The organism is Mesorhizobium sp. M0923, from assembly GCF_040319365.1.
Taxonomy (GTDB): domain Bacteria; phylum Pseudomonadota; class Alphaproteobacteria; order Rhizobiales; family Rhizobiaceae; genus Mesorhizobium.
Map to the genome: position 1 here is coordinate 40,665 of NZ_JAMYNW010000009.1, position 25,523 is coordinate 66,187.

A 25,523-nucleotide genomic window follows, 5' to 3' on the forward strand; every position below is an offset into this window, starting at 1 on the left:
CTATCCTTTCACCGCGCCAAGCGACAGGCCTTCGACCAGATAGCGTTGCGCATAGAGAGCGAGCGCCAGGGTCGGCGTGATCGACAGCACGATCGCCGCCGAAATCTGGCCATACTGGATGCCGGAGGACGTGATGAAGGCGAGCGCGCCGACCGTCACCGGCTGCTTGTCGGCCGAGGCGAGCACCAGCGCAAAAACGAAATTGTTCCAGGCAAAGATAAAGGCGAGCAGGCCGGCAGCGGCAATGCCTGGGCCGGCGAGCGGCAGCGCGATCTTGCGGAAGGTAGCAAACCAGGAATGTCCGGCAATGCGGTAGGCGTATTCGATGTCGGCCGGTATATCCTCGAAATAGCCGCGCACGATCCACAGGATCAGCGGCAGGCAGATCAGCTGGTAGACCCAGATCAGCCCGATATAGGTATTGGCCAGCCCGAGCTTCTGGAAATAGAGGGTGAGCGGCAAAAGCACCAGCAGCGCCGGCGCGAAACGGAACGACAGCAGCGTGAAGGCAATGTCCTCCGAGCCGCGAAACTTATGCCGCGCAAACGCATAGGCGGCCGGCACGCCGAGCAGCAACGCGACGGCAACCGAGGTGACCGACAGGAAGACGGAATTCCAGAGATTGCGCATGAAGGCGATGTCGAGCGTGCCGGCCGCCGTCATCAGCTTGCCGGTGATCAAGGCGGTGTAGTTGGCGAGCGTCGGCTCGAAGACAAGCTGTGGCGGAATCCGCAGGATTGTCTCGTTGGTCTGGAATGACATCATCAGGATCCAGACGATCGGGAACATGAAGAAGATCACGACCAGCGCCAGGGCTATGCCGCGCAGGATGCGTTCGAGAAGGGAGGTATGTTCCATGCCAGCCTCCTATGCCTGGCCGCGGGCGCGTTCGCGCAGCCGCAGCCAGTTCTTGATGAAGATGTTCGAGAGGAAATAGGTGATCGCCCACAGGATGATCATCAGCGCCGCCGAGCGGCCGACATTGGTCGACTGGAAGAAGTTGAGATAGGCCTCGACCTGGAACACGGTCAGCGTGTCGCCCGGACCACCCTGGGTCATGGCGTAGATGATGTCGAACTGCTGGATGGAATCGAGCAGGCGGAACAATGTCGCCGTCAGGATATAGGGGGTTAGCATCGGCAGGGTGATGCGGAAGAACACGAAGCTGCGCGGCACGCCGTCAAGTGCTGCCGCCTCGAAGGGCTGCGTCGGCAGGCTGCGCAGACCGGCAAGCAGCAGGATCATGATGAAGGGCGTGTAGACCCAGATGTCGACAAGCACGACGGTGAGCAGTGCCGTCGAGGGCGACGAGGCCCAGCGGAAATCCTGCAGCCCGATCAGGCTGGCGAGATAGCTGAGCACGCCAAAGCCGGGATTGGTCATCAGCTTCCACATCAGCGCGGCGAGCGCTGGCGCCGTCATCAGCGGCATCAACAGCATGATCGAGATGAAGTTGTTCAGCGTCGAGCGCTTTTGCAGCAGCATGGCGATGCCGAGACCGAGAAGCAACTCGAGCACGACGGTGATGCCGGCGTAGAGCAGCGACACCTGCAGCGTGTTCCAGAACTTCGGGTCGGTGAAGAACGAGATATAGTTGTCGCCCCAGTTGAATTGCCGCGCCCAAGGCTGGCTCAATCGGTAGCGCTGGAAAGAATAGACCACCGATGTGAAGAACGGGATCAGGATGCCGATGCAGACCAGCAAGGCCGGCAAGCTAAGGAGATAGGGCAGCACCCGCTTGCTGATCCTGAAGCCCGACGGCCTGTTTCTTTGTATTGTCGCCGCAGTCATCTGCTGCTCCGTCATTCTGTTGCTTCGCCGTCCCGGCCGCCCAAGGGAGCAAGGCGGCCGGTCGGGCGAGCAGGCGGTACCGCTCGGCACCGCGTCGCAAACGTATCACATCTCAAAGGCTGACCCGCGGACGGGCCAGCCTTGGCCGCGGCTTTAGCCGAGCCCGGCTTCCTTGAGCTGGCTGTTGATGCTCTCGGCCAACTTGTCGAGGCCTTCGTCGACCGGCACTTCCTTGGCCACCATCTTCTGCAGCGTCGCCGCCCATTCGGTGGTGAGATCGAAGAACAGCGGCTGCGGTGTGAACTTGATGCTGGCGCCCGGCGCCGAGACGTCGAACATCTCGACATAGCCCGGATAGCTCTTGTTCAGCTTCTCGCGGAACATCTCGTCGTTCCAGACCGACTGACGCACCGGATTGACGAAGTCCATCTTGGTCGCACCGAACAATGCATGCTCGGGTCCGGATGCCCATTGCATGAAGTACCAGGTGGCGTCCTTGTCCTTGGAGAAGTTGGACATCGACAGCGACCAGATCCAGATATTGGGCGTCGGTGCCTTGGCGGCGGGATTGGCCTTGAACGCCGAGAAGGCGAGCTTGCCGGCCATCTTGTTGTCGCCGCCATTCATGAAGTAGCCGAGGATATCGGCGTCGAAAATCATCGCCGAAGCGCCTGCACCGAGATCGGTGCCGACCTGATACCAGGTGTAGGTCGACCAGTCCTTGGGGCCGCTCTCCTGGATCATCTGCACCCACTGCTTGTGGAAAGCCTTGGATTCGGCGGTGCTCATCGCGGCCGACAGCTTGCCATCAGCCGAGACGTTCAGGTCCTTCTGGTCGAAATTGGCATAAGCCGACAGGAACCCCGGGTGGATGGTCGCCCAGGAGCGCGAGCCACGCACGCCGATGCCGTAGACGCCGCCACCAACATCCTTGGTAAGCTTCGCCGCCGTAGCGACCATTTCATCCATATTGCCGGGAACGCTGACGCCGACCTTGTCGAACATGCCCTTGTTGTAGGTGATGTTGTTCTGCTCGAAGCCCCACGGAATGCACCATTGCTTGGCGTCTTCCGAACCGAGCGCGCCGCCCGGCTGGCCGTTCCAGGCGCAAGAATTCTTGACGCCGGGCAGGAAGTCGTCCCAGGCATATTTCGGGTTGGTCTTGGCCGGATCCTTGATCCATTCGTTGAGATCGGTGATCCAGCCGGCCGGGCCGTAGGTCCAAGTCATGTAGGCGCCGGTCATGAAGGCATCGTATTCGGGCGAGCTGGCCGACAGCGCGGCGGTAACCTTGTCGAAATAGACGTCTTCGGGGAACACGTCATAGACGACTTCCATGCCGGTCAGCTTCTTGAAGTTGTCGAGGTTGGCAATCATCGCATCGGCGTACGGATGCTTGTTGAGCAGCAGCTTGATGGTCTTGCCCTTATGCGCCTGCCAGTCGAAATCAGCTGCCAGGGCGCGGGTCTGCCCGAAATTGAGCAGTGTACCGGCGGTGCTGGCGGCAAGGCCCATTGCACCGAGGCCCTTGATCAGCCCACGGCGGCCGACTTGTCCACGCAGGAACGCGTCGATGAGGTCTTTCTCTTTCTCATGCATTTCTCTTCTCCTCCACAGGGTAGTTTCAACGAAATGGTTGCCGGCTACCCGACCGGCGTCTGTTCCACGAGCGATCGCGCCGTCCGCTCGTCGGTTATCAGGCCTTTGAGATAGCGGCCCTCCAGCACTGACTTGATGGCGCGAACCTTCACCTTGCCGCCGGCGACGGCGACAATCCTGCGGTTGCTGATGTCTTCGCGCGCCAGTGCCAGCGCCCGGTCGGAAAGCGTCGTCGCGACGGCCTTTCCGGCATCGTCGAAGAAATGGCCGAGCAGTTCGCCGACGCCGCCGTTGCGGCGGATCTCCTCCATCTCGCCCTTTTCGATCATGCCGGTGGCGACAAGCGAGGCCTCACGCTCGGCGGTGCCGATGCCGGCAATGAGCAAGTCGGCGGTCTTGGCGAGGTCGAAGACATCGCTGACGCCCTTCTGCCCGAGCAGCACCGTTCGATCCTCGACCGTGTTGGCGAACATCGGCACCGGCATCACATAGGCCTCCGCGCCGGTCCGTTCGGCGACGCGGTGGATGACGTCATGCGGATTGGCGGAGAACTTGCGCGTCAGGCCGCCGAGCAGCGAAACGAAACGGATCCTGCCGGCCGATATGCGCGGCAGATATTCGACGCAGGCGGCAAGCGTGCGGCCGTGGCCGACGCCTATCAGCGCCTCCTCGCCGCGTTCGATCTCGCGCTTGAGAAACTGCGCGCCGGCAATGCCGAGCGCCTTGAGCGGCAGGTCTTCGGCATCGAAGTCCGGGACCACCTCGCAATAGTCGAGGCCGTAACGGCCGGATAACTCGTCCTCGAGTTCCACGCATTCTGAGACTTCGCCATCGATATAGACTTTGACCAGGCCCTCCTGATTGGCCTTGGTGATGAGGCGGTGCGCCTTGAGGCTGGTCAGGCCGAGCCGCTTGGCGACTTCCGACTGGGTCAGGCCGCCGGCATAGTGAAGCCAGGCAGCGCGGGCTGCCATCCCGGTCTCATCGTCGCGCAGCAGGCCGTTGCCAAAACCAACCATTTCCGCCCTTTGATATTTTTATCAGTTGCTGTAAAATTTTTCACAAGGCGCCGTCCGAGTCAAGCAACCGCTGCGTTTAAATCTCCGTCCGGAAGCTTGCCGGCCCGGGGCCGAACAGGGCCGCGCGAACCAACGGGCAAGAAACAACACCGATCGCGCGCATTTAAAACGTTTGCAATTTCGCTTGGACCTGATTACAAACGTTTCAAACTTCGTTCGAGAGGAACGATGCCGGCCCGCGTTACCACCCTCAAGGAACTAGCCGCACAGCTCGGCCTGTCGATCACCACCGTTTCGCGCGCCCTTGCCGGCCACGAGCAGATCGCATTGAAAACGCGCCAACGTGTCACCGAGGCCGCGCGCCAGGCCGGCTATGTGCCGAACACGGCAGCCCGCACGCTAGTCTCCGGCCGCAGCGGTTTTGTCGGCATGGTGCTGCCGATCCGTGGCCCCAATCTGGTCGATTCCTTCCTCGGCGAATTCGTCACCGGGCTCGGCGAAGGGTTGGTTTCGCACGGCTCCGACCTGATCCTGGCCGCAGCGGCGCAGGGCCAGTCGGAACTTTCCGTGCTTCGCCATGTTGTCGAATCCGGACGCGCCGATGGGGTCGTCGTCACCCGCATCGCCGAGGTCGACGAGCGGCTTGCCTACCTGCGTCAACGCAATTTTCCGTTCGTCGCGCATGGCCGGCTGCTCGACGGTGACTTTGCCTATCATTGGCTCGATACCGATGGCGCGCACGCATTCGGCGAGGCCTTCGACATGCTGTACGATCTCGGACACCGCCATTTCGGCCTGTTGACGATTTCCGAGCCGATGACGTTTCGCCATCTTAGGCAGGATGGGCTCGCTGCCGCGATCGCCCGCCGGGGCGATCCGTCGGTCAGGCTCGAGGTGGCGACGGCGCCGCGCTTCGACCGCGGTGCCCGCATCCGGGCCATCAACCGGCTGCTGCATGCCGCCGAGCGGCCGACGGCCATTGTCGCGCTGTTCGACGAGCTGGCGCTGACGGTGATGGAAGAGGCTGCCCGAGCCGGCCTTGCCATTCCTCGCGACCTTTCGGTGATCGGCTTCGACAACATAGCCGCCTCAGCCTATGCGCCGCCGGGGCTAACCACTTTCGACGCCTCGATCCGCCAGTGCGCGCGCGAGATCGGCGAGATGCTGCTGACCGTCATCGGCAACAGGCCGGACGCGCCACTGACGCGGCTGGTCCGGCCGACACTTGTCTCGCGGGCAAGCCATGGCCCAGCACCCACAAGACAGAACTGACGCCCGCTTCGCGGCGCAACCCAGGGAGGAAGATGACGATGAATGCTTTGCGGATATTGGCCGGCGCCGTGCTGGCGCTGTCGCTCGCTGCCGGCGCAGCGCAAGCCCAGCAGGTGTTGTTCTGGTCGACACAGGCGCGACCAGTGGAAGAGACACAGAAGATGCGCAGCGAAGTGCTGAAGGGGTTTGACGGCCAGGTCGACTATCAGGTCGCCGAGGACGGGCCCTGGCTCACCCGCCTTCAGGCCGAACTGCAGGCCGGCTCCGGCACCATAGGCGTGCTCGGCGGCCTGCACGGAGACTTCTCCACCGTCGGCGCGGACCTTGTCGATCTCTCTGGCGTCGATCTCGGTGGCGTCAAGGTCAACGAGACCTACAAGAAGCTCGGCATGCTCGGCACCGGCGAGCAGAAGTACCTGCCATGGATGCAGGCCACCTTTCTGATGGCGGCCAGCAAGCAGGCGCTGCAATATCTGCCGGCCGGCACCGATCTCAACACCATCACTTATGACCAACTGATCGAGTGGGCGAAAAACATCGCTGAAAAGACCGGTTCGCCCAAATTCGGTTTTCCGGCCGGCCCGAAAGGGCTGAAGCACCGTTTCTTCGAGGGTTTTCTCCTTCCATCGTATACCGGCTCGATGGTGACCAAGTTCCGCTCGGCGGAGGCCGAGACGGCGTGGAACAAGTTCAAGGAATTGTGGCAATACACCAACCCGAATTCGACCAACTATGCCTTCATGCAGGAGCCGCTGTTGACCGGCGAAGTCTGGGTGGCATTCGATCACGTGGCGCGCCTCGCCGACGCCTTCAACCAGAAACCCGATGACTTCGTCGCCTTCCCGGCGCCGGCCGGCCCGGCAGGCCGCGGCTACATGCCGGTGGTCGCCGGCGTCGCTATCCCGAAGACCTCGCCCGACATGGACAAGGCCAAGGCACTGGTCGCCTATATGCTGAAACCGGAAACCCAGATCGCGACGCTCAAGGCGACAAACTTCTTCCCCATCGTCGACGTCAAGCTGCCCGACGACATGCCGGCCTCGGTGAAGGCCTTCAGCCCAGTGATCGCCACCATGACCGGAGCCCCGGATGCGCTGCCGGCGCTGCTGCCGATGGGACTTGGCGGCCTCGGCGGCAAGTTCAATCAGATCTACACCGACAGCTTCGAGCGCATCGTGCTCGGCGGCGAGGATGTGCACGGCGTGCTCGACGAACAGGCGACGGCGCTGAAGGCGATCATCGACCAGGCGAAAGCGCCGTGCTGGGCGCCCGACAAACCATCGCAAGGCGCCTGTCCCGTCGATTAAGAATCCTCCCCGGGCGTCCGGATTTCCAGCGCGCCGGGCGCCCACCCCTTTTGAAGCTTCGAATAGAGAGCACTCCATGCACGGCAAGGCCCTGCCCTATCTGCTGCTGACGCCGGCGACGCTGTTCCTTTGCGTCTTCTTCCTCTATCCGTTTGCGCTGGTCGCCTTCGAGGCGTTCACCCGCGACGGCGGCTTTACGCTCGACAATTTCCGCACCATGACCAGCAGCTGGAAATTTCCGGTCACGGTTCGCAACACGCTGCTTCTCAGCGCCGTCGTCGTGCCCATCCAGCTGGTCATGGCGCTGCTGATGGCAACGATGGTGTCGCGACTTGCGGCCGGGCGCAGCGCAGCGCTTTATATCTTCGCTATTCCGCTCGGCATCTCCGATCTCGCCGCTGGGCTGATCTGGCTCGCCATCTTCGACCAGTCCGGCTTCCTCAACACCTTGCTCTCCAATCTCGGCGTCATCGACAGGCCGGTCATGTTCCTCGGCTACCAGAGCAAGCTGACGATCTTCATCGCCGTGGCGCTGGCCGAGATCTGGCGTGCGACCGCCATCATGATGGTCATTCTGGTCGCCGGCATGGGGCTCATCCCCCGGGAATATTACGAGGCGGCGGAGGTTTTTGGCGCTAGTCCGTGGAAGCGCTTCATCAAGATCACGCTGCCTCTGCTGCGCCCCAGCCTGCAGACGGCGATCATCCTGCGCGTCATCCTTGCCTTTGAGGTCTTTGCGGTGGTTGCAGCACTCGGCGGCACCAATCTGCCGGTGCTGATGGGCGAGACCTACAATTGGCAGTTCACGCTGCAGGACCGCAATGTCGCCGCCGCCATGGCGCTGTTCATCCTCGCCATATCGATCGGTTTCACGCTGTTCTTCCTGCGGGTGCTGCGTGTGCCGAAGGAGGCGCGGATATGAGCACGGTGGAGCTGTCGATCGCCGCGCCTGAGGCCCGCAAAGCCGGCAACTGGTTGCTGGTCGCCACCGTCATCCTGCTTTGCATCTGGGTGCTGCTGCCGATCTATCTGTTGATCGTCAACGCGCTGTCGTCGCCGGAAGAGGTGACCGCCTTTCCCAAGCGCTTCTTCCCGTCATTCGATTTCGGCAGCCTTTCTTTCTTCATCAATTTCGCCGGCGTCGCCAGGGCGCTGTGGAACTCCGTTCTCGTCGCCACGCTGACGATGCTCCTCTCGATCGGCTTCGGCGCACCCGCGGGCTACGCGCTGTCGCGCTTCGAATTCCCGGGCAAGGAAACGTTCCGTTTCCTCGTGCTGATGACCCGCGCCTTCCCACTGCCGCTGCTGGCGCTACCGCTGGCGGTGATGTTCATCCGCACCGGCCTCGACGACACCGCGATCGGGCTGGCGCTGGTCCACACCACGCTGGCGCTGCCATTCGCGGTGCTGATCACGTTCTCGCTCTTCTCCGGCATTCCAGTCGAGCTGGAGGAAGCGGCCTGGACGCTCGGCTGCACGAGATTGCAGGCATTCCGAAAAATCATTCTACCGCTGGCGCTGCCGGGCATCGCGGCGTCGGCGGTATTTGCCTTCACCATCTCCTGGAACGAAGTGTTTGCCGCCGCCGTGCTCACCATCGAGAACCGGACGCTGACCGCCTTCCTGCTGCAGAGCCTCGGCGAATCGCCGCTCTACCTCAAATTCGCCGGTGGCGCGGCACTGGTCATCCCGGCGCTGATCTTCATCTTCGCCGTTCGCAAATATCTGTTCGCCATGTGGGGGATCGCCAACCGATGACGCGCACAAAAGAGAACGCCGATGGCTGAGATCGCCATCAAGCAGGTCGCAAAACGTTTTGGTGGCTTCACCGCGCTGCATTCGATCGACCTGACCATCGCCGACCAGGAATTCATGGTGCTGCTTGGCGCCTCGGGTTGCGGCAAGACCACGCTGCTGAGGATGGTCGCCGGGCTGGAAACGCCAAGCCAGGGCGAGGTCTGGATCGGCGGCCGTCGCGTCGACCATCTGCCGCCGCGCGAACGCGGCATCGCCATGGTGTTCCAGAATTACGCCGTGTTTCCGCACCTGACCGTGTTCGAGAACATCGCCTTCGGCCTGCGCATGAAGAAGCTGCCGCAGCAGGAGGTCGAGGGGCGCGTCAACCGCACCGCGGAGCTCATGCACATCGAGCAGCTTTTGAAGCGCTATTCGGGCCAGCTTTCCGGCGGCCAGCGCCAGCGCGTGGCAGTCGCTCGGGCACTTGCGATGGAGCCGGACGTGATCCTGATGGACGAGCCGCTGTCGAACCTCGATGCGCTGCTGCGGCTCGAAATGCGCGCCGAGCTCAAGGGCGTGCTCGCCGCGTCCAAGACCACCACCATCTATGTCACTCACGATCAGGTCGAGGCGATGAGCCTCGCCGACCGCATCGCCGTCATGCATCAGGGCCATATCGTCCAGGCCGCCTCGCCGGTAGAGGTCTATCGCAATCCGGCCGCACGCTTCGTCGGCTCCTTCATCGGCAACCCGCCGATGAATTTCATCCTGGCGACGAAGGCGGCAGACGGCAGCTGGACCGTCGCCGGGCTGACGCTGCCCGGCCCCAAATCGGACAAGCAGACGATAGAATTCGCCATTCGCCCCGAGGATGTCGACACCGGCACCGAAGGGCTGCACGCCACCGTGCGCGTTGTCGAGCCGCTCGGACCGCACACGCTGGTCACCTGCGATGTCGAGGGCGGCCTGTTCCGCGCCATCCTCGAATCGAATGCCACGGTCGCCGTCGGCGATCACCTGCGGCTCTTGCCCAAACCCGACCGCATCCGCTGGTTCGACCCCGAAACCACCAACGCGCTTTGATCCAAACGCCCTTCGATCCTGAAAGTACGACCGCCCCCATGATATCTCTTGCTGTCGACGAAACCATCGCCCGCGCCGTAGAGGTGCTCAGGGAAAACGACCAAGGCACCTACACCATACCGACCAAGGGCCTCTACCCGTTCCAGTGGAACTGGGATTCCTGCCTGACCGCGCTCGGTCTTGCCCACTACGATGAGGCTCGAGCCTGGACCGAGATCGATACGCTGTTCGCCCACCAGTGGCCGGACGGCATGGTACCGCACATCGTCTTCCATGTCTGGAGCGACGGCTATTTCCCGGGACCGGAGGTCTGGCGGACGGACCGCCCGACCGCCACCTCGGGCATCACCCAGCCGGCGGTCGCCGGCTTTGCCGTGCGCCGCTTGTTTGACCAGGCCAAGGACAAGACGCTGGCGGCCGAGCGTGCCCGGGTGTTGCTGCCGAAAATCGATGCCTGGCACCGCTGGTTCTACGAAAACCGCGACCCGAACGGCGAAGGGCTGGTCGCCATAATCCACCCATGGGAGTCCGGTCGCGACAACTCGATCGACTGGGACGAGGCGTTTGAGCACGTGCCGACCGAAGGCGTCGAGCCCTACACCCGCCGCGACATCCTGCACGCCGATCCGGCGCATCGTCCAACCAAGGCACAGTATGACCGCTATATCTGGCTGCTGCAGCATTTCCGCGGGCTTGGCTGGGATAATGCCAGGCTGCACGATGCCTCGCCGTTCCAGGTCGTCGATCCCGGCTTCAATGCCATTCTGATCCGTTCCGCCGCCGATCTTGCCGATCTCGCCGAGGCACTTGGCGAAACCGAAATGGCAAAAGCCAACCGCGCCCGTGCCGAAAACGGGCTTTCAACGATGGAACGGCTGTGGAGCGACACACATAGCCAGTACATTTGTTTCGACCGAGTGGCCGGAAAGCACGTTGACAGCGCGTCGGTCGGCGGCATTCTGCCGGTGTTTTCGGCTATTCCGGAAAGCCGGGCAGCGGCCATCGCCGCAACGATCGAGCGCATCGCCGGCAAAGCGCGTTACATCGTCCCCTCGCACGATCCTGGCGATGCGCGCTTCGACGCCAAGCGCTACTGGCGCGGCCCGGTCTGGCTGGTGGTCAACTACATGATCGCTAATGGCCTTGCCGCCGCCGGCCACAGCCAAATCGCACAACGGATCACCCAGTCCAGTCTCGACCTGATCGCCGAGAGCGGCTTTGCCGAATATTACGATCCCCTCAGCGGCGAGCCGCTCGGCGGTAACCGTTTCACCTGGACCGCGGCAATGGTGATCGAGTTTTTGAAGGGTCGAGTCTGAAGGCCGGCCACGACTGGCAGTCCCGCGTGGGTTTGACAAACAGCAGTCCGTGTCTATCGTCTGCCTGTTACAGGAGCGGCGCATGACGACACCATCCGTGAGCGCTCTGTCCCCACTGACCGGCGAACTCCTGTCGCGGCTGGAGAAGCGGCTGGACCGGTCGGCGATCGTTTCGGCCGATGAGGCCGGGCCGCGTTACAGGGAAGACCCCGACGGCAAAGCCGGCGTATCGCCGGAGTTCGTGCTGCGTCCACGTACGGCCGGCGAGGTGTCGGACATACTTCGCCTGTGCAACGAGGCCGGACAGAGGCTTGTCATCCAGGGTGGCCGGACCGGGCTCGCCGGCGGCGCTCGCGTCCAACCCGGCGAAGCGGTGCTGTCGCTGGAGTGTATGACTTCCGTTGAAGCCCTCGACCGTGAAGCGGCGACCATCATCGCCGAGGCCGGCGCGCCGCTGCAAACGGTGCAGGAAGCCGCCGATGCGGCCGGCTTGCTGTTCGGCGTCGACATCGGAGCGCGCGGCGCGGCGACCGTCGGCGGTAATGTCGCCACCAATGCCGGCGGCATCCGCGTGCTGCGCTACGGCATGTACCGGGCGCAGGTGCTTGGCCTGGAAGCGGTGCTTGCCGACGGCGGCATCCTGACCTCGCTCAAGGGTTTGGCGAAGGACAATTCCGGCTATGACCTCAGCCAATTGTTCATCGGCAGTGAGGGCACGCTCGGCGTGGTCACCCGCGCATGCCTGCGGCTGCACCCGAAGCCGGCCACCGAGATCAACGCCTTCTGCGCGCTTGCTTCGCTCGACGCTGCAATCGCGCTGCTGGCGCTGCTCAGGCAGAAACTCGGGCCCTCGCTCTCGGCCTATGAGGTGAATTTCGCCCCGCTCTATGGCGCCATGATCGCCGGCATGGACGCGCCGGCGCCGCTGCCCGCGGGCTCGCCCGTCTATGTGCTTGCCGAGATACAGGGCAGCGAGCCCGACCGCGACGGCGAACGCTTTGCCGCGACGCTGATGCAGGCGGTCGAGGAGGGCGTGATCGACGACGTGGTCGTCTCGCAATCGCCGCGCGAATTCCGGGCGCTCTGGGCGGTGCGGGAGGAGGCCAACCGTTTCCTGTTTTCGATGGCAGGCCTGATTGGCGTCGATATCAGCATCCCACTGGCGAGAATGGCGACTTTCCTGGACGAAACAGAAGCCGCCATCAAGGCCGTCGACCCCGGCGCCGACATCTACGTCTTCGGCCATCTCGGCGATGGCAATCTGCATTACCAGATCCGCACGGTGGATCCGGCAGCCGCATACGGCACCGTCTACCGCGGTGTGGCCGCCGCCGGCGGCGGCGTTTCGGCCGAACATGGCATCGGCCTTGACAAGAAGGAGTGGCTGCATCTGGTGCGCAGCGATGCAGAGATTGCGGCCATGCGGCGCCTGAAAGCAGCCTTCGACCCGAACAACATCCTCAATGCCGGGCGCATCTTCGACCTTGCGACGGGCTGAAATCGAAGGCCGGTAGCGCTGGCCGGGTGCTGCCTCTATCTGGTCACGCCTTTCAATTTCGCATGCACCACCGCGATGCGGGCGGCGAGCGCGGCGTTGTTGCGGACCAGCGCGATGTTGGCCTTCAGGCTGCGGCCTTGCGAAAGCTCGTTGATGCGGGCGAGCAGAAACGGCGTCAGTTCCTTGCGCCCGATGCCGCGCTGCTCCGCTTCGGCTACCGCCGCTGCGATCGTGCCGTCGATGAATGCCGGATCGAGCGCGTCCGCTTCGGGGATAGGGTTGGCGACGAGAATGCCGGTGCCGGATTCCATCTCGTCATGCAGCAGCATGGCTCGCGCGATCTCGTCGGGGGTATCGAGGCGATGATCGGCCTTGAGCCCGCTGGAGCGGGTGTAGAAAGCCGGAAAATCATCACTCCCATAGGCGATCACCGGCACACGCTGGGTTTCCAGATATTCCAGCGTCTTCGCAATATCGAGGATCGACTTGACTCCGGCGCAGACGACAGTCGTGCCGGTTTGGCTGAGTTCGGTCAGGTCGGCCGAGATGTCGAAAGTCGCTTCGGCGCCGCGATGCACGCCGCCGACGCCGCCGGTCGCAAAAATGCCGATGCCGGCGAGTGCCGCGATCCGCATCGTCGCCGAGACGGTGGTTCCGGCCGAGCCGCCGTGCACCATGATGGCGGCGAGATCGCGCCCGGAAGCCTTGACCACGCCCTTTGCCGCTGCCAACTCTTCCAGTTCACGGTCGTCGAGGCCAACCTTGATCTTGCCGGCGACCACTGCGATCGTGGCGGGCACGGCGCCGTTCTCGCGTACCACGGTTTCGACGTCGCGGGCCGTCTCCAGATTGGCCGGATAGGGCATGCCGTGGGTGATGATCGTCGATTCCAGTGCCACCACCGCGCGGCCTTCATCAAGCGCGGTAGCGACTTCATCGTTCAGGTGGACAAGGGAAGGTTTCATCATCTCGCTTTCAGGCAGGAATGCGGTACATGCCGGCGGCAAGGAAGCGCGGCGATAGATCGGGGTGGACGCTGGATTCGCTCTCCGTGGTCAGCGTGGCGAGCAGTGCGCCGGTGCGGACGGCATGAGCTACCGGATCATCCGAAAGCACCTTGTACAAAGTGCCAGCGATCATCGCGTCACCGGCGCCGGTGATGTCGACGGCCTGCGCCGGGACGGAGCGCATCGTCGTAACACCGCTCTCGGTCGCAACGGCAAATCCATGCGCGCCTGCGGTTACGATCACCGTGCTGGCGCCGGCCGCGCGCAGCGCTGCTGCTGCTTCCTTCGGCGTTAGCCGCTTGTCGGCATCCGTCATGCCGAGCATCGTATTGGCCTCGTCATGGTTGGTGAACAGAAGGTCGATGCCGGTCAGATCCTTAGGCAGGCGCGCTGATTTCGGCGACGAGACTGTGTCGACGGCGAGCTTGAAGCGCGCGCCCTGCTTGCGCGAGATCAGTGCTGCGATGGTCGAAGCCGGCAGATTGCAGTCGATGAACACCCATGTCGCCGAAGCCAGATGCGGCCAGAAGCGGTCGAGATAGGACGACGAAAACAGATCGAAGATCTCCATGTCGGCAATGCCGAGCACCAGATCATTGTTGCGGTCGAGGATGGCGGCATATTCCGCCGTCGGCCGTTCCGTGGTGGTGATGACCTGGCTGACATCGGCGCCAAGATCGCGCAGGTGCCGCACCAGCGAGCGGCCGGTTTCATCGTCGCCGACGATCGAGACGAAGCTTATGTCGACGCCGAGGCGGGCAAGGTTTTCGGCTACGTTGCGGGCGACCCCTCCGAAGCTGCGATAACCGTCGACCGGGTTCGACGTCTCGAAAATCAGATCCTTCTTGGCGTGGTATTTGCGGTCGAGCACCGCGCCGCCGACGCAGACCATGCGCTTGGACGTCGGCAAGACGTAACCACGGCCGAGAATATAGCCCTTGTTGACGAGTTGCACGATGTGGGCCGCGACCGTCGAGCGGGCGATGCCGAGCGCCGTTGCTATGTCCTGCTGGCCGGCGAACGGGTTCGCCGCAATGAGGTCGAGAACCGCTTGTTCCTGTGCTCCAAGGTCGTCCATTGTCCCGCCCGGCCGTCAAATTCGAGGCTGAACGCTTTCGCAACAACAGATGACATTGTCAACATCTGTTTCGACGAGTGTCGGCTATGGCACCAGCACCAATGCGCCTATTGTCCGCCTGGCCTCAAGGTCGCGGTGAGCATCGCCGGCGTCGGATAGGTTATAGCGCTTGGGCGGTTCGATCCTGACGACGCGCTGTCGCAGCGCGGCAAAGAAACGCTCGACGTGCGGGGCTAGTTTTTCCGGCGTGTCGGTGTAATGCGCATAGTTGGGACGCGATACGGTGATCGACTTCGATGCAAAGCGGCCGATGTCCCAATTGCCGATCGGCCCTGACGCCTGACCGAAACTGACGAGGTGACCGCGAATGCGGAGCGCCGCCAGCGAGCCGCCGAACGTATCCTGGCCGACCGCATCGTAGACCACATCGGCGCCGACGCCTCCCGTCAGCCGCATGACGGCCTCAGTGAAATTCTCACGCGAGTAGACGATGACATGATGGGCACCGAGGCGTTCGACGATGCGCGCCTTGTCGTCGCTCGACACCGTTGCAATGACCGTTGCGCCGAGATGGCGTGCCCATTGCACCAGAAGCTGGCCGATGCCGCCGGCGCCGGCATGGACGAGAACGACGGAGCCCGGCTGCACCGCATGGACATCATGCAGCAAAAAACTCGCACTGACGCCCTTGAGCAGACCCGCGGCCGCAATCTCGTCGGGAATATCGTCGGACAGGCGAACCAGCAGATCGGGCGCCACGTTGCGCCGCTCGGTATAAGCGCCGACCGGCGGGCAGGCATAGGCGATGCGGTCGCCGACCGAGAAACCGGCAATCTCCAAACCGACCGCTTCGACGACGCCGGCTGCCTCCATGCCAGGCACGCCCGGTGGTTGCAAAAGGTCGAAATAGCCGGTGCGGCAATAGACGTCGATGAAGTTGACGCCGATCACAGTATGGCGGATCCGCACCTCGTTCGGCGCCGGCGGCGGCAAGCCGATCTCCTTGAGTTGCAGCACCTCCGGACCGCCATAGCGCTCGACCACAATAGCCCTGGTTGTTGCTGACTGGCCGAACGATGTTGTTGCGGAAGAGACCGGCGAAGCGATCAGCGGCGGGGCTGACGGAGGTGCCGGCGTTGGCGCTCTTGCCTTGGCAGTCAGAACCCTTCCTCGCAAAAGGCTACGGATCGCCGCGAAGCCGGCCTGATAAATGCCTTCGGAGACGAGCTTGACCAGTTCGTCGCGGCGGTGCGTAGGTGGATGGAATTCGGAACGCCATTCCCAGAAGGTCGCGTTGCCGTCGGTCACCGGCTTCAGCTGGATCGATGCGACATAACCCATCAGCGGCAGCGGCGCTTCGAGCAGGCAATAGGCGAGCCGAAAGTCCTTGTCGGACAGCGCCAGCAGCTGTTCGCGCAACTCGCCGCCATCGGCCAGGCGGAAACGACGAACCGAACCGACCGCGTCGACCGGGTCGCCACCTTCGATTTCGCTGAACGAGATCGCCGGGTGCCAGCGTTCATGGCCGTTGAAATCGCGCAGAATCGACCAGACATCATCGATCGGCGCATCGATGATGGTGCTCTGGCGGACTTGAACCATCGCGGGAATGTCAGCGCCCGAAGCGCTGCTTGAGTGCGCTCAACGCCGCCTGGAAGACGCCGGTGCCGATCTGATGCATAAGTGCTGCTTCGCGCTCAGGCGCACAGTCGAACTCCGCCTCCCATTCGGCCAGAGTGAGATTGCCGTCGGTGATCGGCGTCAGCGACAGCGTGGCGATATAATTCTCCACCGCCATCGGGCTTTCCAGGATAGCGTAACTGCACGACAGATCGTAGTCGGACAGTGCCAGCAATTTTTCGCGAATCCGCCCGCCATCCCTGAGCACAAAGTTGCGGATGCAGCCGATCTGGTCGGCCGGTGCGTTCTGTTCGACGCGGCTCTCCGCAACGAATGGCGCCCAGGCGGGAAGGCCGTTGAAGTTGCGCACGAGCTTCCAGACTTCCGCAGCCGGCGCAGGGATGACCGAGGACACATAGACCTTGGTCATGCCCCACCGCCCGCATCGAACGAGCGGCCGGTGCCGAGGCATCGCCACTCATTCGCACAGCACACCGCCCACCGGACCTGGTCAGCGGTCGCGGTCGTCATCGTCGTCCTTGCTGACCTTGCCTTTGCCTTTCTTGTCGCGGGTCAGGCTCGATATGTCCTTGGCATCGCGCAGCACGTCGGTCATGCGGCCGAGCGAGCCGCCCTCGATGCCGATCTCCTTCATCAGATTATCGATCATCGGCGCCTGGACCCGGTAGCGCAGCGCCGAATCGATCACCTCGTCGGTGACGTTGCGGTTGCCGCCCTGCCCGCCATTGATGCCGTCGACGTGCAGGATCTTGATGCCGTCGATTTTCTCCATCGGCTTGACGCTTTCGCGGATGATGCCTTCCATGTGGTCGAGCAACTTGCCGCGCAGGCGACCGGCACGAGCCTCGTTGGAGAGCAGATTGTCGGCCTCGTTGAGCTGACGATGGCCGGCGGCATCAACCTCGTAGCGCTGGGCCGCCGCAAGGGCGTGGATCTTCTCCGCCTCGGCCGCGGCAACAGCGGCGATCTTCTGCGCTTCGGCCAGGCTCTTGGCCGCCTTCATCTCGGCATCTGCGGCCGCGGTTATGCGCAAGGCCTCGCGCTCGGCCTCACGAGCCGCACCGATCAAGTCGGTCAGCTTGCGGCGCTCGGCGATCTCGCGCTCGCGCGCTGTGAAGGCCTGCTCCTCAGCCTGGATGGCCTTGGCGCGCACCGCCTCGGATGCCGCGATAGCGGAGGAACGCTCCTGCGTCTTTTTGGCGATGTCGATGGCCTTCTGGATTTCGGCTATCTCGATCTTCTGGTCGCGCTCGACGCCGAGCTGGCGGATGTCGCGGTCCTTGATCAGCCGCGCCTCCTCGATGCCGCGCTCGGTGGTGATGCGAGCGCGCTCGACCTCTTCGCCGGCCGATATTTCGGCTTCCTCGAAAGCCTGGCGCTTGGCGACTTGCAGCGCCTCGAGGTGACGCTCGCGTGCAATCCTGACCTCGTCGATGGCACGCTCCTGCCCGATCCGCGCTGTTTCGGTCGCCTGGTTCTCGACAATTTCGGCGCGGCGCTTTTCTGCCTCGGCCCTGGTAACCTCCAATGCCTTTTCCGCCAGCGCGATCTGGCGTTCGAGCTCGGCGATTTCGAGGGCTTTCCTGCGCTCGATCTCGAGCTCGCTCTGCGTGCCTTCGCGTTCGATCCTGGCCTTTTCCAGGGCGAGCTCTAGCGCGATCTGCTCGCGCTCGGTCAGTTCGCGCATTTTCATTTCCGTCTCATCGAGGGCGCGGCGGCGCGCAATCTCGCGGCGCTGCGTGTCTTCCTCGCTCTTGATGCGCTCCTCGGTAATGTTGCGCTCCTGGTTGAGGCGCGATTTCTCGACGGCCTCGCGCGCCGACAGTTGCGCCTGCTCGGCCTCCTGGTCGCGGATCGCCCGCTCCCTGGCGAGTTCGGAGCGCTGCGAGGCGCGACGTATCTCGACCTCGCGCTCCTGCTCGAGGCGGGCGTATTCGGTGTCGCGGTCGATCTCCAGCACCTTGCGCTGGGTGTCGAGGTTCTGGTTGCGGATGTCGACCAGCGTGCGCTGCTCGATCTCGTTGCGCATCCTGCGGCGCGTCTCGATCGATTCCGTCAGTTGGGTGAGGCCTTCGGCGTCGAAGGCATTGGACGGATCGAAATATTCGAGGCTGGTCTGGTCGAGGTCGACGATGGCGACGCTTTCCAGCTCCAGCCCGTTGGCGGCGAGCGATTCCGAGGCAAGCTGCCGGACCCTGGCCGCATAGTCGCCGCGCAGCTCGTGCATCTCTTCCAGCGTCATCTGGGCGGCAACGGTGCGCATGGCACCGGCGAACTTGCCCTCCAGCAATTCGCGCAGGCTGTCGGGCTGCAGCGTGCGGCGCCCGAGCGTCTGGGCTGCGGCGGCGACCAGATCGCGGCCGGCGCCGACACGGACGAAGAACTCTGCGACCAGATCAACGCGCATGCGGTTCTTGGTGATCAGCGCAAAGGCATCCTCGCGGCGCACTTCGATGCGCAGGACGTTCATGTTGACCGGCGTGATCTCGTGCAGCACCGGAATGACGAAAGCGCCGCCGTTCACCACCACCTTCTCGCCCATGAAGCCGGTGCGCACGAATGCCGTCTCCTTGGTCGACCGGCGATAAAGCCATCGCAGTATGTAGACGGCGATCACCACGACGATCGCGGCAATGATTAGCCACAAAAGGAAAGCGCCCAAGGTCTGCGCGGCCATCTTTTCTACCCTCCCAAATAGAATGCGGTCAGCCACAGGCTACCGGCACCGATTTTACAATTGCGCGTGCTCGAAGCCATTATGCTCGCCTCTGCAGTTTCGGCGTGATCGCGCGGAACGCATTGACCGCCGCATCGACGAAGAGCGCGTCATTGATGTTCGCACCCACACGCTCGAGATGGCGCTGCGGCGTCTGGCGAACGGTCTTCTCGATCGCCTCGAACAGGGCGTGGTCGGCCTCCGGATCGTGAAACGGCTGGCCTGGTGCATCGAGCGTCGAGACACCGCCCTCCGGCAACAGGAACCGCACCGGGCCATTCATGGCATTGAGCCGCGCACCGATCCATTCGCCAAAGGCGCGGTTCTCGTCGCGGGTTGTCCGCATCAGCGTGACGTTCGGATTATGGATGACGAATTTGCGGCTTCGAAATTTCTCCGGCACGCTGTCGCGCGGGCCGAAATTGACCATGTCAAGCGCGCCGGTCGAGCCGACATAGGGCAAGCCGGTGCGGATTGCGGCGCCAAAGCGGTCTTCAGTCGCCGGAAAAACACCGCCGACGATCATGTCGGCCACTTCCGTCGTGGTCAGGTCGAGGAAGGCCGAGAGCAGCCGCGAATCGCCGAGCTTCTCCATTGCCCGCCCGCCGATGCCGGTGGCGTGGAAAACGAGACAGTCGTAGTCGGCCTCGAGCAGTCTGGTCACCGCCTGCACTGCTGGCGTTGTTACGCCGAACATGGTGATGCCGACTGCGGGGCGCGCCAGCTTGCGCCTGGCCTCCCAGGCTTCGGCATTGGGCAGCTGCGCGACCATGCCCGCCATCGCATGCGCGGCGTTCGACAGCACCTGTTCGGTGATCGAATTCAACCCCTGAACGTCGGCGACCGAATGGAACATCATGATATCGGCACCGCCGACATATTTGGCGACGTCGCCGGCTGCCACGGTCGACACCATCAGTTTAGGGATGCCGACGGGCAGCACGCGCATGCCTGCTGTTGCCAGCGTGGTGCCGCCGGAGCCGCCGGCCGAGATGACGCCGCCAATGCGCGGCTCGCGCTCGATCCAGCGCGCGAAGGCTTCCGCCATAGCGCTCACCGAGCCGCCGCGATCATTGGTGAAAACGGCCGCCGATCCCCGCATATGCATTCCGGCTACCTGCATGGCAGGAACGTCGGCGCTCGACGGTTTTCCGGAGGTGGAGAGGTCGACGGTGCGAACCGGAATGCCGAGGGACTTCAGCCGGTCGGCGACGAACCGCAATTCCTTGCCCTTGGTATCGAAAGTGCCGGCGACGAGCACTGTTCTTCCAATGCGTTCGGCGAAAGGAATTGCAAAGACCTTCTTCAAATCGTCCTGTGGCGCGGCCCTCTCGATAGCCGCTTGCCGCATGGCCGTGACCGGCACGTTCCAGCGGTTGGGCAGTTCGGTGACCGGAAGGTAGGTTCCATTCTGGGTCATCGGTTCGGAACCGGTAGCCGTCCGGTCGATGCGGTAGACTTCAGCCAACTGGTCCTTCGCCTGTGCCGCGGCTGCCGGCGTGACGGACGTCTCGTCGGCATGGCGTCCGACACCAAGCAGCCGTTGCTGCAATTCCCGGTCTGCCGCGAGCGCTGCCGCGTCCATCAGCCGATTGATGCGGCCGTTGACCATGATGGCGACCTGGTTGGAAACCGCGGTCGCCACGCCGATATTCTGCTCGATGACGAGGATCGCCATCTCACCTTCCTCGGCCAAGGTGACCAGCATCCGCTCAACCTGGTCGACAATGATCGGCGCAAGGCCTTCGGTCGGCTCGTCCATGACCAGCAGCTTCGGGTCGCTGAGCAGGGCACGCGAGATCGCCAGCATCTGCTGTTCGCCGCCGGAGAGCTGCGAGCCGCCATTGGTGCGGCGCTCGGCGAGGCGCGGAAATGTCTGGTAGATGCGTTCGACGGTCCAACTCGCATCGCGCCGATTGCCGGCAGCGAGACGGAGATGCTCATCAACGCTCAGGCTTGGCCAGACGCGCCGCCCTTGCGGCACATAACCGACGCCGAGGCGATGGATCTCGTGCGGTTCGAGCGCAGTGATCTCGCGGCCGTCGACGCGGATCGAGCCGGAGCGCGCGCGCTTCAGGCCGACGATGGTGTTGCAGAGCGTCGACTTGCCCATGCCGTTGCGGCCGACCACCGACAGCACGCCGCTTTCCAGCGCCAGCGAGACGCCCTGAAGGGCATGGCTTTCGCCGTAATAGACCTGCAGATCCTCTATTTTGAGGATCGCCTTGCCTATTTTGCCGGAAGAGGCTGGGCCAGAAGGGAGCGTTCGGCCGAGGGGAACGGGGCGCTCAGCCATGCTTGCCCCCGAGATAGATCTCCTGGACCTCCGGGTCGGCCTCGATCTCTTGCGGCGTGCCTTCCTTGAACAGACGGCCGTTGTGCATCATCGACACATATTCCGAAACGCGCAGCGCGACATCCAGATCGTGCTCGATGATAATATAGCCGATATGCTTGGGCAGCGCATTGAGGATCGCCACCAAGTCGCGGCGCTCGGTCGGCGACAGGCCGGCCGCCGGCTCGTCGAACAGGATGAAGCGTGGCGCGCCGGCCAGCGCCAGCGCGATCTCCAACTGCCGCTGCTGGCCATGGCTGAGTGTCGCCACCAGCAGGTCGCGATAGGCCTCGAGATGCACGGCATTGAGGATCGATTCCGCCTGCACCATGTTGACGTCGGTGGCCTTTGGGCGGAGCAGCGAGAACCGTCGGCGTGAGACGCCGCGGCAAGCGAGAAAGATCGAGTCGAGAACCGACAAGCCTTTGAACAGCTGCGAGATCTGGTAGGTCCGCCGCAAGCCCCGCCGGATGCGTTCATGCGGCGGCAAGTCGGTGATGTCCTCACCGAAGAAGCGGATGCGGCCAGCCGTCGGCAGGAAATCGCCGGTCACTGCATTGAACAGCGTGGTCTTGCCGGCGCCGTTAGAGCCGAGAACCGCGCGCCGCTCGCCAGCCGCGATCCTCATATCAATGCCGGAGAGCGCCACCAAAGCGCCGAAATGCCGCGCAACGCCATCGAGTTCCAGCGCAAAGGCGCCGGAGCTTTGGAGACGGTTCGCGGCAAGAGTTTCGGTCACGGGCGGATATACTCGCAAGCCACGCGGTTACGGGCAGCTCGGATTGTCGCGGCTGACAGCCCCAAGCTTGGTGAACTCGTCTTCGGGAATGCCCAGCGTCTGGTTGACCTGCGACACGACTTTGACGAGCTTGTTCAAAAGATTGCCGTCCGGCCCCTCGGTCACCTCGGTCAGGTAGATGTCGGCAATCGCGTTGCGGTTCTTGTCCAGTGACACCTTGCCGGTCGGCGTGTCGAAAGACAGTTTCGAGAGTGCGTCACGCAGTTTGGCGCCGCCATCGGAGACATCGCCGCCGACCTGTTCGAGACCGAGCAATGTCGCCTTCATGTTGACGTAATAGCCGTGGGCGAAGAGCGACGGCGAGGGAAAGGCACCTGGCTGCTTCTTGTAGGCTTCGACGAAAGTTTTCCAACTAGGCGCGTCGTTGGTGTCGGCGGTTGGTCCGGCGGAAGGCGTGCCGACCAGCACGTCGCGCAGCTTGCCCTTCGAGGTCAGCACCGTCTGGTCGACGGTGATCGAGCCACCAATCAAGGGGGCCGCGCCGCCGCCCTGCTGATACTGGGTCAGGAAGTTCACGGCGTCGGCGCCGCCAAGCGCGACGTAGATTGCATCGACGTCATCGGGAATGGCCGCGATAACCGACGAAAAATCCTTGTTGCCGATCGGCACCCAGGATTTGGACGGCACCTTGCCGCCTGCCTTGCAGAACTCGGCCATGAAGCCGAAGACCTGCGTATACGGGAAAGAATAGTCCTCGGCGACCGTAGCGACCCGCTTGTAGCCTTTGTCGTTGAAGGCATAGGTGCCGAGACCCGCCATCCACTGCGCGCCGTCGGTCGAGAAGCGGAAGAAGTTTTCCGCCGGATTGCGCAGCGTCGTGTCCTGCGCCGCCGAGGTGCCATTGATGAAGGTCACGGTCGGCTGGGTCTTGGCATAGTCCTTGACGGCGAGGCCCTCATCGCCCGAAAGCGGGCCGACCAAAACCTTGACACCATCCTGCTCGACCAGCTTGCGCGCAGCGCGCACGGCGCTATCAGGTGAAGCGTCGGACGAGCCTTTGACGATTTCGATCTTCTTGCCGGCAACCATGCCGCTGACCTCGTCGAGCGCCGTCTTCGCGCCGCGCTCGCCGTCTTCGCCGAGCACCGTGAACGGTCCCTCGAAAGTGGCGAGCAGGCCGATCTTGATCGTGTCGTCGGCGGCTAGCGCCAGAGACGGAGCTGTCAGCCCGGTGGCAAGCGCCAGCGCAAGCAGTGTGCGTCGATGTATTCTCATTTTTTCCTCCCTTTGATTGATTGATGCAGTTCATTCCGCTCCGGCGTCACGGACCGGAACGCAAGGACTCCTGAGCTAGCTGCGGTCTGATCCTCCCCCACAACCCAAGAATTCCATCCGGCGAGATGAAGACGATCACCAGGAACATCAGCCCGATCAGCGTGTTGAAACGCTCGGCTCCGACAAGGTCGATGGCAAAGGTCTGCATCAGGACAACGACGAGCGCGCCGAGAAAAGGCCCGATCGGGTGGCGCAAACCGCCGATGACGGCGATGATCAGCACGTCGATGGCTGCATCGACGCCGATCGTGCCGGGTGAAACGCGCCCATTGAACCAGACCAAAAGCACGCCTGCGACACCGGCAATGATTCCAGCCAGGAACCATGCGAAGACCTTGTGTGCGGTGACGTGATAGCCGAGCGCGCGCATGCGACGCGGATTGTCGCGGATTGCCTGCACGGTCATGCCGAAGGTCGAGCGGGCGCCGTAGAGTATCCCCGCGTAGGACAGCACCGCCGAACCCAGGCAGAGATAATAGAAGGCCTTCGGGTCGCGCCAGTTGACGCCCCAGAACACCGGCGCGCGAATGCCGGCATAGCCGGAATGGCCGTTGAAGATCGCGTAGTTTTGCTGGGCGAAATAGAAGGTCGCGGTGGCGATCGCCAACGTGATCATGATGGTATAGATGCCTTCGGTGCGCACCGAGATCCAGCCGATCAGCGCCGATGCCACCGCAGCTGCCAGAATGGCGAAGGGTGCTGCGATCCACCACGGCCAGCCGAGGCCGAGCACGTTCGAATTGTTCTCGCCGAGGATGGCGATGGCATAGGCGGCGATGCCGGCGACAGTGATCTGGGCAAGGCTGACCATACCGCCATAGCCGGCCAGCATCATCAGCGACAGTGCGAGCATGCCGAAGATCAGCGAATAACCGCCGATCTGCGTCAGGAAGAAATCGGATGCCACCAGCGGGTAGAGAACCAATGCTACGGCAAGGATGATGTGACCGGCGCCGAGCTTCTCCAGCCAGTTCTGTCGAGGCGCGGCGCCTACGGCGACGGTCAGGCTCATCGCGCTTTCCCCATGATGCCTTGCGGCCGCACCGACAGCACTACCACCATGATGACGAAGGTGAGCACGATGCCGTAGGTCGGGAAATAGACGAGGCCGATCTGTTCGGCGAGGCCGATCAGCAGCGCGCCGATTGCAGCACCGGTAATCGAACCCATGCCGCCGACGATGACGACGACGAGCGAGGCCAGGAGATAGCGGACGTCCTCGCCGGGCGCAACCGACAATGCCGAGCCGCCGACGACGCCGGCAAAGCCGGCAAGCCCGGCGCCGACGGCAAAGACGATAGCAAAGACCGCGTGTACGTTGACGCCCGAGGCCGACAGCATGGCGCGGTCGTCGACGCCGGCGCGGACCATCATGCCGACGCGCGTCTTGTGCAGCATCAGCCAAAGGCCGATGCCGATAACGATCGCAGCCGCCAGCACGACGACGCGATAAAGCGGGTAGGTGAGAAACACCGAGACGCCGTTAGACCGCACGGCCGTGACCACCGGTAAGGTCAGTGCACCGTCGAGCCATTCCGGCACCGGGATCTGATAGGTGCCGCCGGCCCAGACCGCCAGCATCAGGTCGGCGGCGACGATCGAGATACCGATGCTGACCAGGGTCTGGCGAAGGTCGTCGCCTTCCAGTCGCCGGAAGACGAAGATCTGCATGACGACGCCGACAAGGGCCAGAACGATAAAGCCCGCGGCGACACCCAGCAGCCAGTAGCCGGTGCGGTTCGCCACCTCATAGCCGATATAGGCGCCAAGCAGATAGAGCGAGCCATGCGCCAGGTTGACGTTGCGCATCAGGCCGAAGATCAGGGTAAAGCCGCTGGCGACCAGGAAATAAAGGCCAGCCAGGGTGATGCCGTTGAGGATGGCGCTGACGAATGCCTTCTTGGAAATCAGGATGGCGTTCAGCCAGTCCGGCCAGACGGCAAAGACCAGCCATGCAATGACGGCAGCTGCGAGGAGCCAGAAAAGACCCCACGCCTGTCTGCGCGTCATGCCGCCGCCAGAAATCTCGAGCCCCGAAGTCTTAGGC

The 25,523-nt window shown here is 63.3% G+C and carries 21 protein-coding genes; 7 read left to right on the forward strand and 14 right to left on the reverse strand.

Features of this window, described 5'->3' with window-relative positions:
- The 4 genes from NKH89_RS16955 to NKH89_RS16970 all read right to left on the reverse strand — a co-directional run bounded on the left by NKH89_RS16955 (nucleotide 1) and on the right by NKH89_RS16970 (nucleotide 4,409).
- Nucleotides 1-858, reverse strand: a complete 858-nt coding sequence (locus NKH89_RS16955; protein WP_023676025.1) for a carbohydrate ABC transporter permease — start codon at nucleotides 856-858, stop codon at nucleotides 1-3.
- Nucleotides 859-867: 9 nt separating this feature from the next.
- Complete coding sequence (locus tag NKH89_RS16960; protein WP_023716724.1) at nucleotides 868-1,791, reverse strand: carbohydrate ABC transporter permease; 924 nt, start codon at nucleotides 1,789-1,791, stop codon at nucleotides 868-870.
- A 153-nt stretch (nucleotides 1,792-1,944) separates the two neighbouring features.
- Nucleotides 1,945-3,390 carry an ABC transporter substrate-binding protein gene (locus tag NKH89_RS16965; RefSeq protein ID WP_023716723.1) on the reverse strand — a complete coding sequence of 482 codons (1,446 nt, stop codon included), beginning with the start codon at nucleotides 3,388-3,390 and terminating at the stop codon, nucleotides 1,945-1,947.
- Between the two features lie 44 nt (nucleotides 3,391-3,434).
- Nucleotides 3,435-4,409, reverse strand: a complete 975-nt coding sequence (locus NKH89_RS16970) for a sugar-binding transcriptional regulator (protein WP_023716722.1) — start codon at nucleotides 4,407-4,409, stop codon at nucleotides 3,435-3,437.
- A 228-nt stretch (nucleotides 4,410-4,637) separates the two neighbouring features.
- On the opposite strand from NKH89_RS16970, the gene NKH89_RS16975 reads away from it, so the two are divergent.
- From NKH89_RS16975 to NKH89_RS17005, 7 genes are all read left to right on the forward strand, one after another.
- Entirely contained in the window at nucleotides 4,638-5,681 is a 1,044-nt protein-coding gene (locus tag NKH89_RS16975; protein WP_352909380.1) for a LacI family DNA-binding transcriptional regulator, read from the forward strand.
- 38 nt (nucleotides 5,682-5,719) lie between these two features.
- Nucleotides 5,720-6,988: an ABC transporter substrate-binding protein gene (locus NKH89_RS16980; protein WP_352845855.1), complete on the forward strand. Its 1,269-nt coding sequence runs from the start codon at nucleotides 5,720-5,722 to the stop codon at nucleotides 6,986-6,988.
- 76 nt (nucleotides 6,989-7,064) lie between these two features.
- Nucleotides 7,065-7,910: a carbohydrate ABC transporter permease gene (locus tag NKH89_RS16985; protein ID WP_023716719.1), complete on the forward strand. Its 846-nt coding sequence runs from the start codon at nucleotides 7,065-7,067 to the stop codon at nucleotides 7,908-7,910.
- On the forward strand, nucleotides 7,907-8,746 hold the full coding sequence (locus tag NKH89_RS16990; RefSeq protein WP_352493961.1) for a carbohydrate ABC transporter permease: 840 nt from the start codon (nucleotides 7,907-7,909) through the stop codon (nucleotides 8,744-8,746). Before NKH89_RS16985 ends, NKH89_RS16990 begins: the two co-directional genes overlap by 4 nt.
- Before the next feature lie 21 nt (nucleotides 8,747-8,767).
- Nucleotides 8,768-9,808: an ABC transporter ATP-binding protein gene (locus NKH89_RS16995; protein ID WP_352482714.1), complete on the forward strand. Its 1,041-nt coding sequence runs from the start codon at nucleotides 8,768-8,770 to the stop codon at nucleotides 9,806-9,808.
- Between the two features lie 38 nt (nucleotides 9,809-9,846).
- Entirely contained in the window at nucleotides 9,847-11,127 is a 1,281-nt protein-coding gene (locus NKH89_RS17000) for an amylo-alpha-1,6-glucosidase (protein ID WP_352909382.1), read from the forward strand.
- Nucleotides 11,128-11,209: 82 nt separating this feature from the next.
- A complete protein-coding gene (locus tag NKH89_RS17005) occupies nucleotides 11,210-12,625 on the forward strand; it encodes an FAD-binding oxidoreductase (RefSeq protein ID WP_352493960.1) in 1,416 nt (471 codons plus the stop codon).
- A 35-nt stretch (nucleotides 12,626-12,660) separates the two neighbouring features.
- On the opposite strand, the gene NKH89_RS17010 is transcribed toward NKH89_RS17005, so the two are convergent.
- From NKH89_RS17010 to NKH89_RS17055, 10 genes are all read right to left on the reverse strand, one after another.
- Nucleotides 12,661-13,590, reverse strand: a complete 930-nt coding sequence (locus NKH89_RS17010) for a pseudouridine-5'-phosphate glycosidase (RefSeq protein ID WP_352909450.1) — start codon at nucleotides 13,588-13,590, stop codon at nucleotides 12,661-12,663.
- A 10-nt stretch (nucleotides 13,591-13,600) separates the two neighbouring features.
- On the reverse strand, nucleotides 13,601-14,710 hold the full coding sequence (locus NKH89_RS17015; protein ID WP_352515636.1) for a carbohydrate kinase: 1,110 nt from the start codon (nucleotides 14,708-14,710) through the stop codon (nucleotides 13,601-13,603).
- Nucleotides 14,711-14,794: 84 nt separating this feature from the next.
- Nucleotides 14,795-16,312: a zinc-binding dehydrogenase gene (locus tag NKH89_RS17020; RefSeq protein ID WP_352909384.1), complete on the reverse strand. Its 1,518-nt coding sequence runs from the start codon at nucleotides 16,310-16,312 to the stop codon at nucleotides 14,795-14,797.
- Nucleotides 16,313-16,322: 10 nt separating this feature from the next.
- On the reverse strand, nucleotides 16,323-16,760 hold the full coding sequence (locus NKH89_RS17025; protein WP_023716711.1) for an SRPBCC family protein: 438 nt from the start codon (nucleotides 16,758-16,760) through the stop codon (nucleotides 16,323-16,325).
- 81 nt (nucleotides 16,761-16,841) lie between these two features.
- Nucleotides 16,842-19,028: a flotillin family protein gene (locus NKH89_RS17030; RefSeq protein ID WP_352493957.1), complete on the reverse strand. Its 2,187-nt coding sequence runs from the start codon at nucleotides 19,026-19,028 to the stop codon at nucleotides 16,842-16,844.
- A 79-nt stretch (nucleotides 19,029-19,107) separates the two neighbouring features.
- A complete protein-coding gene (locus NKH89_RS17035) occupies nucleotides 19,108-21,363 on the reverse strand; it encodes an ABC transporter permease (protein WP_352493956.1) in 2,256 nt (751 codons plus the stop codon).
- The gene (locus NKH89_RS17040; RefSeq protein WP_352493955.1) at nucleotides 21,356-22,141 is read right to left on the reverse strand and encodes an ABC transporter ATP-binding protein; all 786 of its coding nucleotides are present in this window, start codon (nucleotides 22,139-22,141) and stop codon (nucleotides 21,356-21,358) included. The genes NKH89_RS17035 and NKH89_RS17040 overlap by 8 nt, the downstream gene beginning before the upstream one ends.
- A 27-nt stretch (nucleotides 22,142-22,168) precedes the next feature.
- Nucleotides 22,169-23,416: an ABC transporter substrate-binding protein gene (locus tag NKH89_RS17045; RefSeq protein WP_352493954.1), complete on the reverse strand. Its 1,248-nt coding sequence runs from the start codon at nucleotides 23,414-23,416 to the stop codon at nucleotides 22,169-22,171.
- A 46-nt stretch (nucleotides 23,417-23,462) separates the two neighbouring features.
- Entirely contained in the window at nucleotides 23,463-24,488 is a 1,026-nt protein-coding gene (locus NKH89_RS17050; protein ID WP_352493953.1) for a branched-chain amino acid ABC transporter permease, read from the reverse strand.
- Nucleotides 24,485-25,486 carry a branched-chain amino acid ABC transporter permease gene (locus NKH89_RS17055; RefSeq protein ID WP_023716705.1) on the reverse strand — a complete coding sequence of 334 codons (1,002 nt, stop codon included), beginning with the start codon at nucleotides 25,484-25,486 and terminating at the stop codon, nucleotides 24,485-24,487. The genes NKH89_RS17050 and NKH89_RS17055 overlap by 4 nt, the downstream gene beginning before the upstream one ends.
- Nucleotides 25,487-25,523 lie beyond the last annotated feature (37 nt).

Excerpts from the sequence above, each read along its gene's own strand:
- NKH89_RS16955 (WP_023676025.1), bottom strand. The coding sequence starts at position 858 with ATGGAACATACCTCCCTTCTCGAACGCATCCTGCGCGGCATAGCCCTG.
- NKH89_RS16960 (WP_023716724.1), bottom strand. The coding sequence starts at position 1,791 with ATGACTGCGGCGACAATACAAAGAAACAGGCCGTCGGGCTTCAGGATC.
- NKH89_RS16965 (WP_023716723.1), bottom strand. The coding sequence starts at position 3,390 with ATGCATGAGAAAGAGAAAGACCTCATCGACGCGTTCCTGCGTGGACAA.
- NKH89_RS16970 (WP_023716722.1), bottom strand. The coding sequence starts at position 4,409 with ATGGTTGGTTTTGGCAACGGCCTGCTGCGCGACGATGAGACCGGGATG.
- NKH89_RS16975 (WP_352909380.1), top strand. The coding sequence starts at position 4,638 with ATGCCGGCCCGCGTTACCACCCTCAAGGAACTAGCCGCACAGCTCGGC.
- NKH89_RS16980 (WP_352845855.1), top strand. The coding sequence starts at position 5,720 with ATGAATGCTTTGCGGATATTGGCCGGCGCCGTGCTGGCGCTGTCGCTC.
- NKH89_RS16985 (WP_023716719.1), top strand. The coding sequence starts at position 7,065 with ATGCACGGCAAGGCCCTGCCCTATCTGCTGCTGACGCCGGCGACGCTG.
- NKH89_RS16990 (WP_352493961.1), top strand. The coding sequence starts at position 7,907 with ATGAGCACGGTGGAGCTGTCGATCGCCGCGCCTGAGGCCCGCAAAGCC.
- NKH89_RS16995 (WP_352482714.1), top strand. The coding sequence starts at position 8,768 with ATGGCTGAGATCGCCATCAAGCAGGTCGCAAAACGTTTTGGTGGCTTC.
- NKH89_RS17000 (WP_352909382.1), top strand. The coding sequence starts at position 9,847 with ATGATATCTCTTGCTGTCGACGAAACCATCGCCCGCGCCGTAGAGGTG.
- NKH89_RS17005 (WP_352493960.1), top strand. The coding sequence starts at position 11,210 with ATGACGACACCATCCGTGAGCGCTCTGTCCCCACTGACCGGCGAACTC.
- NKH89_RS17010 (WP_352909450.1), bottom strand. The coding sequence starts at position 13,590 with ATGAAACCTTCCCTTGTCCACCTGAACGATGAAGTCGCTACCGCGCTT.
- NKH89_RS17015 (WP_352515636.1), bottom strand. The coding sequence starts at position 14,710 with ATGGACGACCTTGGAGCACAGGAACAAGCGGTTCTCGACCTCATTGCG.
- NKH89_RS17020 (WP_352909384.1), bottom strand. The coding sequence starts at position 16,312 with ATGGTTCAAGTCCGCCAGAGCACCATCATCGATGCGCCGATCGATGAT.
- NKH89_RS17025 (WP_023716711.1), bottom strand. The coding sequence starts at position 16,760 with ATGACCAAGGTCTATGTGTCCTCGGTCATCCCTGCGCCGGCTGCGGAA.
- NKH89_RS17030 (WP_352493957.1), bottom strand. The coding sequence starts at position 19,028 with ATGGCCGCGCAGACCTTGGGCGCTTTCCTTTTGTGGCTAATCATTGCC.
- NKH89_RS17035 (WP_352493956.1), bottom strand. The coding sequence starts at position 21,363 with ATGGCTGAGCGCCCCGTTCCCCTCGGCCGAACGCTCCCTTCTGGCCCA.
- NKH89_RS17045 (WP_352493954.1), bottom strand. The coding sequence starts at position 23,416 with ATGAGAATACATCGACGCACACTGCTTGCGCTGGCGCTTGCCACCGGG.
- NKH89_RS17050 (WP_352493953.1), bottom strand. The coding sequence starts at position 24,488 with ATGAGCCTGACCGTCGCCGTAGGCGCCGCGCCTCGACAGAACTGGCTG.
- NKH89_RS17055 (WP_023716705.1), bottom strand. The coding sequence starts at position 25,486 with ATGACGCGCAGACAGGCGTGGGGTCTTTTCTGGCTCCTCGCAGCTGCC.